This window comes from Agarivorans sp. (assembly GCF_050295395.1).
Lineage (GTDB): Bacteria > Pseudomonadota > Gammaproteobacteria > Enterobacterales > Celerinatantimonadaceae > Agarivorans.
In genome coordinates this window covers 1-15,689 of sequence record NZ_JBNKPP010000190.1, presented here as the reverse complement: position 1 = coordinate 15,689, position 15,689 = coordinate 1, and the positions used below count along the sequence as shown (strand labels likewise).

Sequence of the window (15,689 nt, the reverse complement as noted above, 5' to 3'; positions counted from 1 at the left end):
ACGTTTTGCGCTTAACCAAATTGGTGTGAGTAAGAAGCAAGCGAAATCATTAGATAAAGCCTACCGCGCTTATAAAGCGACTTGGTAAGCACTAACAAAAGTAAAAAAGCCAACTCTTAGAGTTGGCTTTTTTATTAATTCTGAAAATCTATACTAACAGCATGCTGCCACAGGCCGCGATTAAAAAGCCGAGTGCTAGTAAGAACTGTACTTGTAGTTTAATACCCATCTGCTTCCCTATCCGTATTTGATGTTGGCTCATCTTGCCCGAAGCGCCTAAGTCATTACTATGAATTGGCTCACATAACTTTTTTTAAGCAAGTTTTTAATGATAAAAGTTCTTGATAGTTCGCATTTATTTAGTGTTTCATGGTCAGTAAAAGAGCATGGTTGAACAAATAAATGTGAGCTTCATGGCATCCACCTGTTTCTCAGAAGAAGCGGGCTAGTTACTAAAAGATAATGATATTTTTATAACTAATGGTTTGATTCAATATTTTTTAATGCTTTACTAGTTATTGATAACTTATTTAGGGCTTAGTCGCTGTAGCTTAAGGAGGAGGTACAATGTCTATTAGTAGTCTGTTGAATCAACAGTCTGGCCAATTAATTATCAGTGTGACAGGGCGTTTTGACTATTCGTTGCATCGTGATTTCAGGGCTTGTTATGAGCACGTTGCTATTGAAGGTTTGCAGTTAGTATTAGACCTCAGTCGAGCCGAGTATATGGATAGCTCCGCCTTAGGTATGATGCTGTTATTAAAAGAGCATGCTGAAAAATGCCAAGCACTTGCCCTGACGGTGAGTAAGCCCTCACCAGCGGTGTTAAAAATACTGGAGATAGCTAATTTTGATAAATTGCTAAAAATCGAGAATTAGTGAAAGACACGGAGAGTGCTGCGTTTTTAAGTCGCGCGGTTAAGGGGAATGCCTTAGTTGCCGATGATGTGTTTGTGCACCGCTTGTTGTTGAGTGAAGTGCTTAGCGAACTTGGCTATCAGGTATTTAGTGCTGAAAATGGGCAACAGGCCATTGCTTTGTTCAAGCAGCACCCCATCGATATTGTTTTCCTTGATGTGTACATGCCGGTGATGGACGGATACCAAGCAGCGAGTGAAATTAAGCGTTTGAGCGGCTCTCGTTTTATTCCGGTTATTTTTATTACCGCCCTCAATGAAGTCGATGCAGCTGTTAAGTGTATTGCTTGCGGCGGCGATGATATTCTTTTTAAGCCGGTAGATCACTCCGTGCTTAAAGCGAAGGCCTTGGGCTTTGAGCGAATTAGCGCGTTACATCAAAAAATTAGCCTATTGGAAACCCATAGGCAGCAAGAAGAAATTCTGGCTGAGCGCATACTCAGTGGTGCCATTGCCAATTCTCAATGTGCCGACCAAGAGCTACTGATTTGGTTAAATAGTGCGTCCACTTTTTCTGGGGATGTGGTGTTTGCAGAGTATCGCCCGAACGGTGACATTTATACTTTATTGGGTGACTTTACTGGGCATGGTTTACGTGCCGCGATTGGTGCTATGCCAGTGGCAGAGATTTTTCGAAACATGACCCGTAAAGGTTATTCTGGCGAAGCCTTATTGCAGCAGATTAACCACCGTTTATACCGTTTGCTGCCCACTGGAATGTTTTTAGCTGCCACTTTTGTGGAACTTTCCTTTCAGCAAAAAAGCGTTCGCGTTTGGAACGGAGGCATGCCCGATCTGCTGATTGTTGACGGGCAGCAACATGTGCTGCGACAACGGGTACCAGCCAACTCCATCGCGCTGGGAATTCAAGCGGAGATAGACATTCATTTTAGCTCCTTCGCCTGGACGCCTTATGATCATGTCTTGTTATTTAGCGACGGTGTATTAGATGCGCTTAACCAAGCTGGAGAGATGTTTGGAGAAGCCCGTTTATTGCAGGCCCTGAGTGCCAAAGTTGAGCAAAGCTCTTATATTGCGGCGGTGCAACAGTGTTTAGGCGAGTTTTGTCAGGGGGCTGAGCAGGCTGATGATATCAGCTTGGTCGAAATACCCAATTTACTGGCCAAGCCTCAGGCTCTATTAGATCAAAATTATGCGGCCCGCCCATTGGCTAAGGCACAGTGGCAATGGCAATTAACACTCGATGCGCTGAGCCTTAAGGCTATAAATCCAGTGCCTTTGTTTATGAATACCCTAGACGAATTAAAAACCAATCAAGTGGACCGAAATACTTTGTTCACGGTGGTGGGGGAATTATTTAACAACGCTTTTGAGCATGGTGTGTTGCAGTTGGACTCCTCGATGAAGCATTCTGCCGAAGGCTTTGAGACATATTATCGTTTGCGTAAACAGCGGCTTGAACAACTCAAGCAAGGCTGGGTGAGACTGGCGATTTGTTATGATGGTAGTGGGAACGGCATATTTACTATTGATATTGCAGATAGTGGTGTGGGTTTTGATGAGGCTGAAGTAATTAAGCAAGCCAAGCAAAGTTACTATTATGGTCGCGGATTGCATATTGTGCGTAGTTTGTGCCAGCAACTGTCATTTAGCGAAAATGGCAGCAGAGCCAAGGCGGTATATTGCTGCCAAAGCGAGTAATTTTGCATAAAAAGCCGTTAATTGTTGGCTAATTGAGCAAGTGAGCTGTTTCTTCATAAAAACGGTTGACAGTCATCTCTAGGCTGCTTAGAATCCTGCTCGTTTTCGGGATTTAGTGCTCGAAGATAGTGTGACTTGGGGCTATAGCTCAGCTGGGAGAGCGCTTGCATGGCATGCAAGAGGTCCGCGGTTCGATCCCGCGTAGCTCCACCAATTTCCTATCTCTATTAGTTTGTTTCAAGTTAGCTTGAAATACGCTATTGCCTGTTTTTTAGTTGTTTAGCACTTTGGGCTTATTTAGGCCTTTTTTAATGTTCTTATTGTTAGTAATAGCTTGACTTATCTAACAAATTAACCGCAGTTAGTGGAACAATCGGGGCATATACAGCCATACTACTAGGTAAAGTCGGTAAATTTACAGAATAATGAATAAAAGCACCTATGGTACCCAACAGTGGTTGGAGAAAATCAGTAAACATGAGTTACCGGCTTTAGCTGCGACGGTTCGGCTGTTGGAAAAAATCGCCCAAGATGAAACCTCTTCCTTAGCTATTCTTGGACAGTCGGTATTACATGATCACGGTTTAACTTCTCGGATTTTAAGAGTTGTTAATAGCGTTAACTACAATCGCAGTAATAATCAAATAACTACCGTTAGCCGAGCCGCGGTTATTCTGGGTTACGATCAACTCAAGCGAATTTGTATTACCGCGAGGATGATCGACAGCTTACTGAACAATAAAAATATCAGCGAAGCCGTGTACCAACGGGTATTAATGTTAATGGCGCGCTCATTTCATGCCGCCAGGTTAGCGAAAATGATGCTTAAAGGCTACGCCGAAGATACTCAGGAAGAGGTGTATATTGCGGCGCTATTGCATAATCTCGGTGAAGTGGCATTTTGGACCATGGGTGGACAAATCACCGAGCAACTCGATGAATTACTCACGCAATCTTCTGAGCCTAGTGGTGATGTGGTTTATCAATTATTAGGTACCCGCTTTGAACAGCTCAGCGTAGGCTTGGCCAGCAATTGGAATATGGGCTCGATGTTGGTGAAATCCTTAGGTGACCCTAATACTCGCACTCCTGAGCTGCGAAGCATTCATCTGGCGCATCAGTTTAGCCAAGCCATGGTTGAAGAAGATGACGCTGCGCGCAAGAAAAGCCTGAAAGGCATTGCCGAACAGATGAAGTTACCATTGCCTGAGGTACAGCGGATGGTAATTAAATGTACCGATGAAACCTTGCAATTGGCGCGCTCTTATGGCGCTGGAGTATTAGAACCCTACCTTGATCATGGTAGCAAGCAGACAAGCGATGCGGTGGAGGAAGAACAAGCTCCTGCCCAAAGTAAGCAAAGCCTGCAGCTGCAACTATTGCGAGAGCTCACTCTGGTGGCGACTGAGACACCTGATCTCAATTTGGTAATTCATACCGCGATGGAAGGTATACAGCGTGGAATTGGCCTAGAGCGGGTGATGGTATTAATGGTTAACCCCAGTTATGATTATTTATTACCGCGCTTTGTTACCAGCGAGAGTCCAGAGCAAGATAAGCAGGATTTTAAACTAAGCTTAGTGGGCGCAGAGACTATCTTTAGCACCGCCTATAAAGAACGTAAGCCGATTTGGTACAAGGGGCCACAACATCAGCGCTGGGCTTCTTTAATCAATAATCAAATTCGTCGTATTACTAAAGGCCAAGCTTTTTTTCTGGCTCCAATCGTAATAGAAGGTCGTTGTATTGCATTGATTTACGCCGATAGCATCGCCGATCAAGCTAAGTTAAGCCAAGAAGACTTTGATATGTTTACTCATTTTGCTCAGCAAACCGATTTATGTTTGTCGGTAGTGTTAAGGCTTAATCGTTAGTGTAGTGAGGGAGAGCAAGCAAATTTCAGGGAGACCAGCTCCCTGATTAGGTATTTAGAGCACCATTGATAGGAATTGCTTTAACCTTGGGTGGCTAGGCTTGTCAAAGAAGTCATCAGGCGATGCCTCGACTAATAGCTCTCCATCTTCCATAAATAGCACTCGGTCAGCCACTTCTCGGGCAAAGCCCATTTCATGAGTAACCACCACCATGGTCATGCCATCTTTGGCTAGGCCTTTCATTACGTCTAGCACTTCGCCTACCATTTCTGGGTCAAGTGCGGAGGTGGGCTCATCAAATAACATGATATTGGGTTGCATGGCCAATGCGCGTGCAATGGCTACCCGCTGCTGTTGACCACCAGACAAGTGGGAAGGATAGTTGTTCATACGATCGGCTAGACCAACTTTAAGCAATAGAGCCTTGGCTTCATCCTCTGCTTGTTGCTTGCTGCGCTTGGCGACTTTTAACGGGGCAAGCATGACGTTGCCTAGCGCCGTTTTATGTGGGAACAAGTTAAAGTTTTGGAATACCATGCCCACTTCTTCGCGTAGGGTATTGATATTGGTGTCTTTGGCATACATGTCTGTACCATCGATGTGGATCGAACCGCTGCTGATGGTTTCTAGTTGATTGAGCGTACGCAAAAAGGTCGACTTACCTGAGCCCGAAGGGCCAACAATAACCACTACTTCGCCACGCGAAACGGTGGCCGAGACGTTTTTTAAGGCGTGACAGCCATTGGGGTAAATCTTGTTAATATCTTTTGCAACGATCATGTCGTTGCCTTGGTAATTTTTAGTCACTGGCGGCTAACCTCTTTTCTAAGCGTTGAATGGCCCAAGATAGGCTGCTAGTTAGTACGAGATACAGCAAAGCCACGGTAAACCATACTTCGAAGGGGGCAAAGCTACCGCTAACCACTTCTCGGCCCGCTTTGGTTAAGTCGGTAATAGAGATAACCGAGACCAAAGATGAGTCTTTAATTAAGTTAATAAACTGGCCAGCCATCGGCGGCAAGGTGCGCTTAAAGGCCTGCGGCAAGATGACATTAATCATCGCCTGCGGGTAATTCATGCCCAGTGAGCGAGCAGCTTCCATTTGTCCTTTCGGAATAGACTGAATGCCTGAGCGAATAATTTCGGCAACGTAGGCGGCGGTAAACACCGATAGCGCGATTACCCCCGCAGTGAAACGTTCTATATCGAAAACCGTGCCGATGAAAAAATAAACAATGAATATTTGTACCAGCAATGGGGTACCGCGAATAATCTCGATGTAGGTAACTGCTAATTTATGTAAGGCTGGGTTACTGGCTATCCGCATTAAGCCAATAATTAAGCCGAGCAAAATAGCGAAAAACAGCGACCAAACAGAAATTTTGATGGTAACTATTAAGCCTTCGGTAAGCGGACCGATTCGCCAATGCTCTGAAGCGGCCAGTTGGTCGCCTTCGAACACCAGGTCGCCTTCATAGACGCTGATGTTTTCATATTTAGCTAGGTCGACTAATACCTGACCGCTGTCGGAAACTAATTTCAGCTTACCGGCCGCAGTCTTAACGATACTGCCATCTTGTGGGGCGGTAATGCTGGAGGCTTCGTTATTAACGATGTAAGGAACAACGCGCTGCCAGTTCCAGTTGTAGTCGATCTTCTCACCGGAAAGATAAATAAGGCCACACAGGCTAAGTAAAATGGCGACAAAAACACCATTCCACAATAATTTGCTTGCTTGAGTTTGCATCTGAAGCTCTTTTTTAATTTAAGTTTTACTTTATTACTGGTTAAGCACTCAGTGATAAAGCAAAGTGGCTGCAAGGCAGCCACTTGAGTCTTACTATTGAACTTGTTTTAACCAAGCATCATCTTTGAACCATTTGTCATAAATGCGCTCGTAGGTGCCATCACCTTTAATTTGGCGAAGGTAGCCATTTAAAAAGTTTAAGAAGTCAGGGTCGCCTTGGCGAACTGCCCATCCTAAAGGTTCAAAGGTGAAAGGTTGGTCTAGGTGAACTAATTGACCTTGGTGCTCAGCTGCGTAGATAGCATTGAATGGTAGGTCGTAGATGAAGGCATCGGCTTTGCCGTTGGTCACTTCAAGAACCGCTTCAGATTGGGTTTCAAACAGGTTCACTTTAGCTTTTGGTAGGTAACGTTTAATGGCGCCTTCACCCGTGGTACCTAATTTGGTCACTACGGTAAACTCTTCGCTGTTTAGGTCGCGGTAAGAGCTTACTTTACCTTCTAATTTAGGGCTTAGCAGAATTGATTGGCCAATAACTACGTAAGGGTCAGCAAAGTTAACTTGCATGTTACGTTGTGGAGTGATGGTCATACCGCCCATGATTAGGTGACATTTACCGGTGAGTAATGTAGGGATAATACCATCCCAAGCGGTGTTAACTGGGACGTATTTTACGCCCATAGCTCGCGCCATTTGTTTGCCTAAATCAACGTCAAAGCCAATAAATTGGCCATTTTTGGCTTTCATTTCAAAGGGCATATAACCAGCATCAAAACAGGTACGTAATTCACCCGATTCAGTAATTTCTTGTAGCAGAGTTTGCTGAGCGAATGCTGCACTGGATAAGAGTGCGACTGCGGCAAGCGCAGATTGAATGACACGTTTCATAATAGTCCTTGTTGTGTTTGTTGTTACTTATAATTTTTTTGAGGTCATATTCTGCACAATCCTCGCAGAATAGAGTTAATCCTCAGTGTTTCAGGCAAGTTATAGCAGAATCGACTAAGGAAAAATAGCGGTGTTTTACCACAAAGTAGTCGCTTTGTTAGTCATTTTCGCTTGCTGATATAGCCGCATGGACGTCTAAATGCCCGTCGTATAAGGATTTGTTGACGCTCGCGCTTAGCCTGAGCAGTAATATGCAGAAGGCCAAATTTTTTCATCAGGCCTTAACGATTAAACGCAGGTTTAACGGCTTAGTTGAATAGAACAGCTTTCCTTGGCGGCCCTAGGAGGGCTTGGGGCTTACTGAGCTTGCACTTTATTGGGTCAAGCTTCATGCTGTGGAGAGTAAGGATAGCTAGGGAAGCGCAATGGCTGATAGTTTTTTACTGTTTGAAACAAATGACAGTGAGTTAGTGAGCACTAAGATTGTACCCTTGTTTGAGCAAGTGGTATTACCCAAATCATGGCAGCAACAGCAGCCTCCGCAGTTAGATGCCAACAGTTTAGTGTATTGTTATTTGAGTGATGCCGCATTGGCGAGAGTAATAGATGTGGCCATGCAACAACAGTGGCTGGTGGCGATATTGCCTCATCCGCTAGCCAGTAATGCTCGGCGTGGCTTTAGTTTACTCAGCAGCCTTGAGGCGGCGATTAAAGACTATCAACAAGCGCAGCCGCTAGCCGTTGATCTACTGCGTTGTAACCAGCAGTTAGTTCTGAATCATTTAGTGTTGGGGCATAGCTTTAATTTACGTCCGGGCGGACACAATGCGCCTTGGCGGGAGCGGCTAAAGCAAACTTGGCTAAATATTGGCAAAATCGGTCAAATTAAACCCTTAAAGCTATCCATAGAAACTGCTGGTGAAACCCGGTTTGCTACTGCGGTGGTGGGCGTGGTGGTGATTGAGCATGCCCATGGCTCGATGCTGTCTAAGCGGATCTTGCCTGAGACTCATTGTAACGATGGCATGTTGGAAAGCATGTTTATTGCCCCCAGAAGCATCATGGAAATGTGTCGTTTCTTATTGATAGCCTTGTTTGGTCGGGTGGTGAGAAAACCGCCTTTTCTTGGATTAATTAAATCCAAGTCCTTGACCCTTAATTCAGAACGGCCATTTGCTTACTGCTTGGATGGAGTAGAAAACCAAGCCATGCACTTAGAGTTGCGCTGTGAACATAGAAAGCTACGCTTGTTGCCGAGTAAGACTCTGGTTTATCAAAACGATGTAGTGGCGCAAAAAGAGAGCCGGAAAATGGGCCAACTGCCAGAAGGTGAAGCGGTGAAAGGTTTAGCAGAAAAACCTTTGCCGTGGATTGCCCACGCCGCGACAGAAGAGTTTAAAGAGCTTTACCAGTTATTACGAGACAACGCGCGCATCACTCCGGCTTTTATTACGCTGATGATTTTATCGACCTTGCTGGCTACTATTGGTCTCTATGCCAGCTCAGCCCCGGTGATCATCGGAGCGATGATACTGGCACCTTTAATGGCGCCAATTATTTCATTGTCAATGGCGCTCACTCGGCAAGACCCTAGTTTAACTACTGCCAGTAGCTTTACCTTAGTTGTAGGGCTTTGTGTAGCGCTGGTTTTTGCTACCGGGGCCAGTTTTATTATTCCCATGGAGCTAATTACCCCAGAAATTGCGGCAAGAATGAGCCCAAACTTGCTTGATTTGGGAGTGGCGATTATTTCTGGTATAGCCGGGGCTTACGCTCATGCTCGCATTGATGCCGCTAAAAGTTTAGCCGGAGTGGCTATTGCCGTTGCTTTAGTGCCGCCCTTAGCCGTGACCGGAATTGGTTTGGGCTGGCTAGACCTTAGTGTGGCCAGGGGAGCGTTTTTGTTGTTTCTTACTAACCTTGCAGGCATCGTTTTTTCTGCCGCCGTGTGTTTTTTAGCCTTGGGTTTTGCGCCCTTTACTCGGGCTAAAAAAGGCTTAGCCATGGCGCTGGTGGCGGTGACTTTAGTGAGTGTACCGCTATTTTTTAGTTTTAGCCGCTTATCAGAAGAAGCGAAGATTGTGCAGCGGCTCCAGGGAAAAACGTTTAATCAAATCTTACTGAGAACGGTACAGGCGCGCGGCGTTGAGCCCTTAGTCCTTCGGGTGCAATTGCTTAGCGAAGATGCTTTGACTAATCGGCAGCTAGATGAACTTAAGCAAAACATTGAGCAGCAACTAGGGCGGTCGGTTACCCTAGAAGCGTCGATTATTATTCGCCGTTAAGTCATGTTTGAGGCGACTGAGTGGCTTCTTAGAGTGGGTTGATTTTCCTTTGTTGCTAGCTAAGTTTAGAATAATGCGAATAGCTATAAGCGATTAAATATTTTAAGGAATAATGGTTTTGGTTGAAGATTTTTCTACGATTTGGCAGCGAGCGGCCGAGCGTAAAGGTGGCGACGCCGCTTTACAGCACTTATTAACGCCTCCTTTAAGCACCGAGTATTTAGCCGCCGTGTCAGACGACCGCTGGTTATCGATGCTGACTAAAGTGATTTTCCAATCGGGTTTTGTTTGGCGGGTGGTAGAAAATAAGTGGCCTGATTTTGAGCGGGCTTTTTTCGACTTCGCACCGGAAAAGATGGTGTTATTGGATGACAGCCATATCGAACGTTTATGTACTGACTCCAGTATCATTCGTAATCGACAAAAAATTATTACGGTGCCAGCTAATGCCCAGATGATGTTAGACCTTGCCGCTGAGCATGGCAGTTTTGCCCAGTTCATCGCGACGTGGCCTAGCGAGAATATTGTTGGTTTATGGCGTTATTTAAAACAACACGGAGCCCGTTTGGGGGGGAATTCAGCAGCTTATGCCCTGCGCAGAATGGGCAAGGATACCTTTATTTTATCCAATGATGTGGTGGCGTATTTAGTCAGTCGTGGAGTTGTGACCAAGGCACCTACCAGTATTAAAGGGTTAAATGCGGTGCAACAGGTGTTTAATGGTTGGCAACTACAGAGTGGTTTACCCCTGGCGGTACTCAGTCAAACACTGGCTTACTCAATAGGTGAAAATCACCTATGAGCCTGTTTTGTTTATGAGCTTCAGTTACGCAGTAATATTTCTCTTAGCGCATGCTCAAGCTCGGTGTAGCGGAAGTTAAAACCATCGTTAAGCAGTCGTGAAGGCAGTACTTTTTGTCCGCCGGTGATAAGGCTCGCCATCTCTCCTAGCGCTCCGTTCAGCAGCCATGTTGGGGTGCGCAATAAACAGGGGCGTTTTAATTGATGAGCTAGAGACTGACTAAACTCTAGATTACTTACCGGTTGCGGTGAGGTTAAGTTATATACGCCCTGACAGTGTTTGTTATTTAATAGATAAATAATCGCGTCCACCATGTCACTAATGTGGATCCAAGACATTTGTTGTTGCCCATCGCCGATGGGGCCACCTAAGCCCAAGCGAAAGGCGGGTAACATTTTAGCCAGTGCGCCGCCTTCTATGCCAATCACAATGCCGGTTCGTAACAAGCAAACGCGAGTGTGTTCTGAGGCGGCTTGTAAGGCAATTTGTTCCCATTTTTGGCAAACTTGGTGAGGAAAAGACTGGTCTTTCACCTCATCGGATTCGTCAACCGCTTGTTGGCCCTGTTCTCCGTAATAACCAATGGCGCTACCGCTAATAAAGGTGTTAGGTGCTTGCTCACTTTGCTTAAACAATGTGCTTAACTGAGAGGTCAGTTGCCAACGACTTTCACATATTTTTTGTTTTTGTTGTTTGCTCCAGCGCTTATTCGCGATGGGCTCTCCGGCTAAATTTATTACCGCATCGTAATCGTTTAGGTTGTTGATGTCGTTTAAAGAGGGAATGGCCAGAAGATTGTGCCCCAATTTTTGATAAGCTTTAATTGGCGTACGCGATAATACGGTGAGTTGGTGATTGAATTGCAGGTGTTTGACTAAACGGCTGCCAATAAAGCCAGTGCCACCAGTGAGCAGAATTTTCATAATGGTTAGCCGTCCTTCTTAAGGGCGTGATGTTACTCTTTGATTTACATAACAATAGCAGAGATTTTGAGGATGGAAAGCAAGATGAAGACAGTTTTAATCACTGGAATTGGTAGGCGCTTAGGTTTTTTTCTTGCACATCAATTTGTTGAACTCGGTTACCAGGTTATTGGGCAGTATCGTAGTGAGCGTGAAGAGTTAGCCCAGTTACGCGCTTTAGGGGTAACCTTAATTAAAACTGACTTTAGCCAGCGCCAGCAGCTTACGGATTTTTGCCAGCAGTTACAGCGGTTTGAGCGAATCGATGTATTGGTACATAACGCGTCGTTGTTTATTGCCGATCAGGCCGAGCATAGTGTAGCGCAACAAATCGAACTGTTTGATGCCATGTACATGGTACACATGCTAGCACCTAAGTTAATTAATGAGACCTTATATCCAGCATTAAAGCGTACTCAGGGTTGTGTGGTGATGATGACCGATATTTATGCTGAGCAGCCTCATGCTCAGTTTCGCTCTTATTGTGCTTCAAAGGCTGGTTTAGCCAATATGCTGCAATCTTACGCAAGCTATTGGGCTCCCGATGTGCGGGTTAATGGTATAGCACCCGGCCCGATGTTGTTTTTAGACGAACACGATCAGCAGCATCGGCAGAAGGTGTTAGCACAAACGCCGTTGGCGAAAGAGGGCGGTTTAGAGCCAGTGTGGAAAACCATTAGTTTATTGGTTCACAATGATTATTTAACCGGGTGTTTGATTAAAGTGGATGGTGGTCGCTCGCTCGCCCAGTGGTAGGCGCCATTGGGGAGTGAGTTGGATCTCTAGCCTTAGCGCGTTTTCTATGATTGCCGCCTCTGGCTCAAACAGCTGTTGATGTAAGCGGCTTAAAAAAGGCTCTATTGGCGCGTGTTTTAATTGCTCTAGGCTGGTTGCCGAATGCACTAAATCAATATCGAGACAGCGGTCTTTATAGCTAGATAGTGGGTCATGACGATTCCGTCCATGTCGGCTTTCTAGCTGATTAAAAAAACGTTTCAGCTGTGAGGCCGACTGCGAGCTTTCAAACCAAGCTAAGCCATTAATAAATCGATTGTTTGTGGCTATATCCATGGGTTCAGTTTCGATCAATGAGCTGAAGGTGATCACTGGTATCCGTTCACAAAGCTGGCGCACGCATACAGGAACATGTTGTAGCGGCTCGATATTACTGCCTAGGCTGCATAAGTAGAGCATCATTGTTCTCCTGAGCATTTTAGTCACATTTAGCCTTTTCGCTGGCACAGATGCAAGCTAAACTGCTGAGCACTATCAGTTATTTGTAGGAGTAAGTGGTGAATCAACCCACGTCTATGCGTCAGGGATTAGTCACAGCCGCCGCTTTAGTGGTGCTATTAGCTGGACTCAAAGCCGCGACCCCAATACTTATTCCATTTTTAATGTCGATGTTTATTGCCATTATTGCCAGCCCGGTGGTGAATTTTCTTTCACGGTTTCGCATTCCTCGTGTAGTTTCGGTTTTTTTCGTACTATTTCTGATTATTTGTGTGGTCTTGCTGCTGGCTGGGGTGGTGGGCAGTTCAATCAGTGACTTTCGCTCTTCCATTCCCGGTTACCGAGAGCAGTTGTTGGTGCATTTAGCTGGCTTAGTCGAGCTTGCTGCGCGTTTCGATATAGACCTATCGATGCGGGTGGTCACCGATTATTTTGACCCTGGTATTATTTTGGGCTTATTTGCCAATACTCTTACTGGCTTGAGTGGGGCCGCAGCTAATATTTTCATTATTTTGTTGGTGGCGATATTTATGTTGTTGGAAGCCGACACAATGCCGCAGCGACTGCATGATGCGATTCATAACCCCGACGTGCGCATGTCGCAAGTCAGTAAGTTTTTAAAGGCGGTAAATAGTTACATTGCGGTGAAAACCTTAGTGAGCTTACTTACAGCTATTCCTATCACCATAGTCCTGAGCTTATTAGACTTAGATTATGCCATTTTGTGGGGAATCTTAGCCTTTCTACTTAACTATATTCCCAACGTGGGTTCGCTGATTGCTGCGGTGCCGCCAGTATTGCTGGCTTTGTTACAGTTGGGGCCTAGCCAATCTTTAGCGGTAGCTGGTTTATACGTGGGGGTGAATTTGGTGATGGGGAATATCGTTGAGCCGAGAATAATGGGGCGAGGTTTAGGTCTCTCTTCTTTAGTGGTGGTATTATCGTTGATCTTCTGGGGCTGGCTATTTGGCAGCGTGGGCATGTTGTTGTCAGTCCCTCTCACCATGATTATTAAGATTGGTTTAGAATCCAGTAATAGCGGGCATTGGTTTTCGCGAATTCTAAGCCATCCAGATGATTTAAAAAAAGAGAAGCTGAGTAGATGAGTTTTGAACTGCCTTTGCTTGACCATCAAGCGCAAAGGGTTTTACATGGCCGTGGCGGCTGTATTGAGGGGGCCGAGGCTTTCAATATCGAGTGGTTACCTCCGATTATGCTCATTGTGGCTTACGCCCCCTTAAGTGAGGACTTACTGTCGGTGTTGCTACAGGACTTAACTCGGCAACCCATAGTTAAAGGGGTATTTTTACAGCAGCGCGATCAGGCCATGGCTCCTGTCACTCACTTATGGGGGCAACAGCAAACGCCGGATGAAGTCACCGAATTAGGCTTGCGCTACAAAGTTGAAATAGGTAAACACCAAAACTTTGGCCTGTTTCTTGACATGGCCAAAGGGCGCGAGTGGGTAAAGGCGCATGCTCAAAACAAGAATGTGCTCAACTTATTCTCTTATACCTGTGGTTTTGCGGTGGCGGCCATTGCTGGTGGCGCTCAAGCGGTGGTGAATATTGACATGAGCAAAGCTGCCTTAAGTATTGGTCGAGATAATTTGCGCTTAAATAATTTAGATGACAAAAAGGCGCGTTTTTTTGGCCATGACTTGTTTAAATCATGGGGGAAATTGCGCAAACACGGTCCTTATGATTTGCTTATCGCCGATCCGCCTTCGATGCAAAAGGGTAGCTTTTTAGTGGAAAAGGATTATCCGCGCATTATTCGTCAGCTACCTAGTTTGCTTCAGCCAGAGGGCATTGCCATGTTATGCCTTAATGCGCCGTGGTTAAACAGGCAGTTTTTAATGGATGCAGTAGCCAGCGAAGCTCCTCAGTTGAGTTTGCTGTCTAGTTTGTCCCCTCCACAAACGATTCAGGAACGTAGCCCTGATGATGGTCTAAAAATCCTTATTTTCCAAAACAGCGCTGCTGAGTAAGCATCCTTATCACAATTTATAGGCTTTGTTCAGCTAGCGAACAAAGTCTTTATCCAGCTCTGCTAAGCTTGTATTAGTCCTTTAGAAAACGCGAATATAAGGAACAAGTATGGGCTTTCGTCTTTCTCATTTTGTTTCCTCTTTAGTAAAAAGCCTGCGCGATATTTCTCCTATTGTTATCGTGATTTTATTCTTTCAAGGCGTTGTTTTAGATAGTAGCTTACCCAATTTATGGGACATTTTATTCGGCACGCTGTTGGTGGTACTGGGTTTAAGCTTATTTGTGATGGGCTTAGACCTGGGGTTATTTCCAATAGGAGAAAACCTTGCCCATGCATTTGCTAATAGCGGAAATCTAATCGCCTTGTTGGTATTTGCATTTTGTTTGGGTTTTGGTACTACCATTGCCGAGCCGGCGTTAGTTGCGGTGGCAAAAGAGGCCGCTGAAGTGGCTGCTCAAGCTGAGCACATTAGTCCCGGCGAAGCCAGTATGCAGGAGTATGCCGCTGGCTTGCGTTTGACTGTGGCGGTAGCGGTGGGCTTCGCCATTGTGGTTGGTGTGCTGAGGATCATTAAAGGCTGGCCTTTATATCAAATCATTATTGCTGGTTATTTACTGATTGTGTTGTTTACCCCGTTTGCCCCGCCAGAGATTATTGGTATCGCTTATGATTCTGGTGGAGTGACTACCTCTACGATTACCGTGCCCTTAGTGACGGCACTGGGGGTGGGCTTGGCGGCATCGATTAACGGGCGAAACCCACTGCTTGATGGTTTTGGTTTGATAGCGCTTGCCTCACAGAGTCCGATCATGTTTGTGCTGCTGTATGGGATGGTGTACTGATGCTGGCATGGGTTGAATTTCTGGAGGTTTTGTTCAGTACTCTAGGTGATATCTTGCCGATAGTGCTCACCATTCTGGTATTTCAATATTTAGTATTAAGGCAGCCGTTACATAACCCTAAACAATTATTACTGGGCACACTGTTAGTTTTATTGGGTATGGTGCTGTTCTTATTGGGCTTGGAACAGGCGCTGTTTCCTTTAGGTGAGGCAATGGCTAAGCAGTTAACTAGCGCCAGCTTTTTGGGGATTGAACCCGGTGCCGAGTATGTAGTGTCGGAGCATTGGACGGCTTATGCTTGGATTTACTGCTTTTCTGCTGCTTTAGGCTTTAGTACCACGATTGCTGAACCTTCCCTATTGGCGGTGGCGATTAAGGCCAACAATGTATCGGGTGGCGCGGTATCGGTTGGTGGTTTACGCATCTCCGTCGCTTTTGGGGTGGCCTTTGGACTGGCGTTAGGCAGCTATCGTATTGTTGTTGGT

15 protein-coding genes and 1 tRNA gene are annotated in these 15,689 nt (G+C 45.5%); 11 read left to right on the top strand and 5 right to left on the bottom strand.

Annotated elements, in window-relative coordinates; genetic code table 11:
* Positions 1–567 precede the first annotated feature (567 nt).
* The 4 genes from ACQY6Q_RS11130 (at position 568) to ACQY6Q_RS11115 (ending at position 4,453) form a co-directional block, all read left to right on the top strand.
* Positions 568–879 (top strand): STAS domain-containing protein, encoded by a 312-nt coding sequence (locus ACQY6Q_RS11130; protein WP_427981393.1) that lies wholly within the window; start codon positions 568–570, stop codon positions 877–879.
* Complete coding sequence (locus ACQY6Q_RS11125; protein WP_427981391.1) at positions 879–2,579, top strand: SpoIIE family protein phosphatase; 1,701 nt, start codon at positions 879–881, stop codon at positions 2,577–2,579. The genes ACQY6Q_RS11130 and ACQY6Q_RS11125 overlap by 1 nt, the downstream gene beginning before the upstream one ends.
* Positions 2,580–2,716: 137 nt before the next feature.
* A tRNA-Ala gene (locus ACQY6Q_RS11120) sits at positions 2,717–2,792 on the top strand.
* A gap of 212 nt (positions 2,793–3,004) precedes the next feature.
* Positions 3,005–4,453, top strand: a complete 1,449-nt coding sequence (locus ACQY6Q_RS11115; protein ID WP_427981389.1) for an HDOD domain-containing protein — start codon at positions 3,005–3,007, stop codon at positions 4,451–4,453.
* Positions 4,454–4,507: 54 nt separating this feature from the next.
* On the opposite strand, the gene ACQY6Q_RS11110 is transcribed toward ACQY6Q_RS11115, so the two are convergent.
* The 3 genes from ACQY6Q_RS11110 to ACQY6Q_RS11100 form a co-directional block, all read right to left on the bottom strand.
* The gene (locus ACQY6Q_RS11110; protein ID WP_427981396.1) at positions 4,508–5,233 is read right to left on the bottom strand and encodes an amino acid ABC transporter ATP-binding protein; all 726 of its coding nucleotides are present in this window, start codon (positions 5,231–5,233) and stop codon (positions 4,508–4,510) included.
* Positions 5,234–5,252: 19 nt separating this feature from the next.
* On the bottom strand, positions 5,253–6,200 hold the full coding sequence (locus tag ACQY6Q_RS11105; RefSeq protein ID WP_427981387.1) for an amino acid ABC transporter permease: 948 nt from the start codon (positions 6,198–6,200) through the stop codon (positions 5,253–5,255).
* A 93-nt stretch (positions 6,201–6,293) separates the two neighbouring features.
* The gene (locus ACQY6Q_RS11100; RefSeq protein WP_055734716.1) at positions 6,294–7,088 is read right to left on the bottom strand and encodes a transporter substrate-binding domain-containing protein; all 795 of its coding nucleotides are present in this window, start codon (positions 7,086–7,088) and stop codon (positions 6,294–6,296) included.
* A gap of 425 nt (positions 7,089–7,513) precedes the next feature.
* On the opposite strand from ACQY6Q_RS11100, the gene ACQY6Q_RS11095 reads away from it, so the two are divergent.
* Positions 7,514–9,373 (top strand): TIGR00341 family protein, encoded by a 1,860-nt coding sequence (locus ACQY6Q_RS11095; RefSeq protein WP_427981385.1) that lies wholly within the window; start codon positions 7,514–7,516, stop codon positions 9,371–9,373.
* Between the two features lie 112 nt (positions 9,374–9,485).
* Positions 9,486–10,175 (top strand): DNA-3-methyladenine glycosylase I, encoded by a 690-nt coding sequence (locus tag ACQY6Q_RS11090; protein ID WP_427981383.1) that lies wholly within the window; start codon positions 9,486–9,488, stop codon positions 10,173–10,175.
* 20 nt (positions 10,176–10,195) lie between these two features.
* Here ACQY6Q_RS11090 and ACQY6Q_RS11085 read toward each other — a convergent pair whose 3' ends face one another.
* Positions 10,196–11,098, bottom strand: coding sequence for a TIGR01777 family oxidoreductase (locus tag ACQY6Q_RS11085; protein ID WP_427981381.1), 903 nt, complete (start codon positions 11,096–11,098; stop codon positions 10,196–10,198).
* An 84-nt stretch (positions 11,099–11,182) separates the two neighbouring features.
* Between ACQY6Q_RS11085 and ACQY6Q_RS11080 the strand changes: the two genes are divergently transcribed.
* Positions 11,183–11,893, top strand: coding sequence for an SDR family oxidoreductase (locus ACQY6Q_RS11080; protein ID WP_427981379.1), 711 nt, complete (start codon positions 11,183–11,185; stop codon positions 11,891–11,893).
* On the opposite strand, the gene ACQY6Q_RS11075 is transcribed toward ACQY6Q_RS11080, so the two are convergent.
* Positions 11,840–12,334, bottom strand: a complete 495-nt coding sequence (locus ACQY6Q_RS11075; RefSeq protein WP_427981377.1) for a 2-amino-4-hydroxy-6-hydroxymethyldihydropteridine diphosphokinase — start codon at positions 12,332–12,334, stop codon at positions 11,840–11,842. The genes ACQY6Q_RS11080 and ACQY6Q_RS11075 overlap by 54 nt on opposite strands.
* A gap of 95 nt (positions 12,335–12,429) precedes the next feature.
* Here ACQY6Q_RS11075 and ACQY6Q_RS11070 point away from each other — a divergent pair, with 95 nt between their 5' ends.
* From ACQY6Q_RS11070 to ACQY6Q_RS11055, 4 genes are all read left to right on the top strand, one after another.
* Entirely contained in the window at positions 12,430–13,476 is a 1,047-nt protein-coding gene (locus ACQY6Q_RS11070) for an AI-2E family transporter (RefSeq protein ID WP_427981375.1), read from the top strand.
* Positions 13,473–14,360: a class I SAM-dependent methyltransferase gene (locus ACQY6Q_RS11065; protein ID WP_427981373.1), complete on the top strand. Its 888-nt coding sequence runs from the start codon at positions 13,473–13,475 to the stop codon at positions 14,358–14,360. Before ACQY6Q_RS11070 ends, ACQY6Q_RS11065 begins: the two co-directional genes overlap by 4 nt.
* A gap of 109 nt (positions 14,361–14,469) precedes the next feature.
* Positions 14,470–15,204: a DUF1538 family protein gene (locus ACQY6Q_RS11060; RefSeq protein WP_427981371.1), complete on the top strand. Its 735-nt coding sequence runs from the start codon at positions 14,470–14,472 to the stop codon at positions 15,202–15,204.
* On the top strand, positions 15,204–15,689 hold a 486-nt coding region (locus ACQY6Q_RS11055), incomplete at its 3' end, for a DUF1538 family protein (RefSeq protein ID WP_427981368.1). The genes ACQY6Q_RS11060 and ACQY6Q_RS11055, both read left to right, overlap by 1 nt.